Source organism: Bacillus sp. S4 (genome assembly GCF_040838205.1).
GTDB lineage: Bacteria > Bacillota > Bacilli > Bacillales > Bacillaceae_G > Bacillus_A > Bacillus_A cereus_U.
Window position 1 is genome coordinate 1 of record NZ_JBFPJI010000405.1, and the last position, 2,635, is coordinate 2,635.

Consider the following 2,635-nt stretch of genomic DNA (forward strand, 5'->3'; position numbering starts at 1 on the left):
GGTAGCGGTTCTGGTGGCAACGGTTCTGGTGGCGACGGTTCTGGTGGCAACGGTTCTGGTGGCAATGGTTCCGGTGGTAACGGTTCTGGTGGTAGCGGCTCTGGCGGTAGTGGTTCTGGTGGCAATCGAGTTAAGGGCGATAGCAGTTCGCAAGATGGCAAAGGCTCTCAAGAGGGCAATCGAGTTAAAGGTGATAGCAGTTCACAAGGTGGTAACGTAAAAGATAATGCGACAAAACAAGGTGATAAGTTACCTACTACTGCAGCGCATTATCCTGCATCTATTTTAATGGGACTTTCAACATTCCTAATTGGTATGTTATTGTTTATTCGCCGTAAAAATGCAAAATAAAGACCAACATCCTTCCATCTAAAAAATACATGAAACCAATATAAAACTAAAAAGGACTTTGGATTGCAGTTTATTATGCAACCCAAAGTCCTTTTGGCATCTATCAGAAAGAGTATTAATATGCTTTTCCCCAATAGACCATGTGCTTTGCTTCTTTACTACAGCAAATACATTCGTCAGCTAAATGTTCTTGTTCAAAAGGCATACAGCGTGAAGATACTCCAACTTCTTCTTTTAGTTTCTCTTCACAAGCTAGTTCTCCACACCACATCGCCTTAATAAACCCTTGCTTTTCATCAGCTGCTTTTTTCATCTCTTCGAAATTCGTCACACTACACGTATTCTCATCGCGAAATACTTTTGCTTTATTAAATAAAGAATGATGAATTTCCTCAAGTAATGATGGAATACGTTCTTCTAATTGATCCATTGCTATAAATTCTTTTTCTTTCGTATCTCGCCTTACAAGTACAACTTGATTCTTTTCAATATCCTTTGGACCAACTTCTAATCGAATTGGAATTCCCTTCATTTCATACTCATTAAATTTCCAGCCCGGTGTTTTATTGCTAGCATCTATTTTTACACGCGCAACCTTCTGAATACGTCCTTGTAACTCTGTTGCTTTTTCTAACACACCTTCTTTATGCTGAGCAATAGGTACAATAACAACTTGTAATGGAGCGACTTTTGGCGGCATTACAAGTCCGTTATTATCGCTATGGACCATAATAAGTCCACCTATCATTCTCGTTGATACACCCCACGAAGTTTGGTGTACATATTGCCACTTACCGTTACGATCTAAAAACTTAATATCAAATGCTTCAGAGAAATTCGTTCCAAAGTTATGAGATGTTCCTGTTTGAAGTGCTTTTCCATCATGCATTAAACTTTCAATCGTATAAGTTGCCTTCGCTCCTGCAAACTTTTCTTTTTCTGTTTTTTGCCCTTTAATAACCGGAATTGCTAAATACTCTTCACAAAAGGCAGCATATAGATTTAAAATATTTAATGTTTCAATTTGAGATTCTTCTGCCGTTTCATGAATCGTGTGACCTTCTTGCCATAAAAATTCAGTTGTACGAAGAAATGGTCTCGTTGTCTTCTCCCAACGAACTACTGAACACCACTGGTTATATAACTTTGGTAAATCATTATATGATTGAACAATTTTTGAAAAATGCTCACAAAATAGAGTTTCAGATGTAGGGCGTACACAAAGTCTTTCCGCTAACTTTTCATCCCCACCATGAGTAACCCATGCTACTTCAGGAGCAAATCCTTCAACATGATCTTTCTCTTTTTGTAATAAACTCTCTGGAATAAACATTGGCATGTACACATTTTCATGGCCAGATTCTTTTAATTTTTCATCCATCACTTTCTGCATATTTTCCCATAATGCATAACCGTATGGACGTAAAATCATACAACCTTTCACACTTGAATAATCAACAAGCTCCGCTTTTTTTACAATATCGGTATACCACTGAGCAAAGTCTTCTTCCATCTTCGTAATGGCTTGTACTTGTTCTTTTACCATAGTTATTCTTCCTCCTTTAGAAAATAGAAAAAGCCCGTGTCCCCAAATAGGGACCGAGCTTTGTCGGCGTTACCACCCTGATTCATACACAAAAAATTGAGTATGCTCTCTTTTTGATAACGGGAATTTCCCGCTGCATATGCAGAACTCAAAGGTAGGTTCCATATCACCTTTTAAGAATCTTCCAGCCAAAAGGATTCTCTCTCTGCAAAAAAGGTAAGACATGTACTAGTCCTTTTTCATCGTTATAACGAAATAAATTTGTTCAATATCATAATATAAATTTTATTTTAAAACAAGAGTGAATTTTCTTATTTTTATACATTCTTTTCAATTATTACTGTTTTATACATAACTTTTCCGAACTATTTTTACAAGTTGATGAGCCACCATGCCAATTAGTGTACCAATTAAAACGAAGAAACAAATAAATCCGTATCCCATTCCTTCCCATCCACCAATAGCCATCATTGTTACAGGAAAGAAAGCTAAACAAAGAAGTACTAAACTAAGTGCAAATATAATATCAAACTGTTTGTCTGGAAAACGTTTCTTTAGTAAATATGACATAAAAAATACAAGGAGAATCGTAACTCCACCAATGATGTAAAAGATACCAAATCCATCTAACCAATCCATAGTATTCCCTCCTTCCATCCATTCCCTTATACTTATTATATGTTTAATTTTTCTGAAAATAAACAATAGAATTTTATTCAGAAATATATTCTTATTACC

The 2,635-nt window shown here is 36.2% G+C and carries 3 protein-coding genes and 1 other annotated feature; of the genes, 1 reads left to right on the forward strand and 2 read right to left on the reverse strand.

What is annotated here, in order from left to right:
* Nucleotides 1–351 (forward strand): LPXTG cell wall anchor domain-containing protein (locus tag AB3X48_RS20805; RefSeq protein WP_367959895.1); only part of this gene is annotated, 351 nt, incomplete at its 5' end.
* A 115-nt stretch (nucleotides 352–466) separates the two neighbouring features.
* Here AB3X48_RS20805 and proS read toward each other — a convergent pair.
* Nucleotides 467–1,897, reverse strand: coding sequence for a proline--tRNA ligase (gene proS / locus AB3X48_RS20810; protein ID WP_016103441.1), 1,431 nt, complete (start codon nucleotides 1,895–1,897; stop codon nucleotides 467–469).
* Nucleotides 1,898–1,942: 45 nt separating this feature from the next.
* Nucleotides 1,943–2,149 (reverse strand) — a binding site (T-box leader).
* Between the two features lie 93 nt (nucleotides 2,150–2,242).
* A complete protein-coding gene (locus tag AB3X48_RS20815; RefSeq protein WP_016103440.1) occupies nucleotides 2,243–2,536 on the reverse strand; it encodes a YesK-like family protein in 294 nt (97 codons plus the stop codon).
* Between the last annotated feature and the right edge of the window lie 99 nt (nucleotides 2,537–2,635).

Excerpts from the sequence above, each read along its gene's own strand:
- proS (WP_016103441.1), bottom strand. The coding sequence starts at position 1,897 with ATGGTAAAAGAACAAGTACAAGCCATTACGAAGATGGAAGAAGACTTT.
- AB3X48_RS20815 (WP_016103440.1), bottom strand. The coding sequence starts at position 2,536 with ATGGATTGGTTAGATGGATTTGGTATCTTTTACATCATTGGTGGAGTT.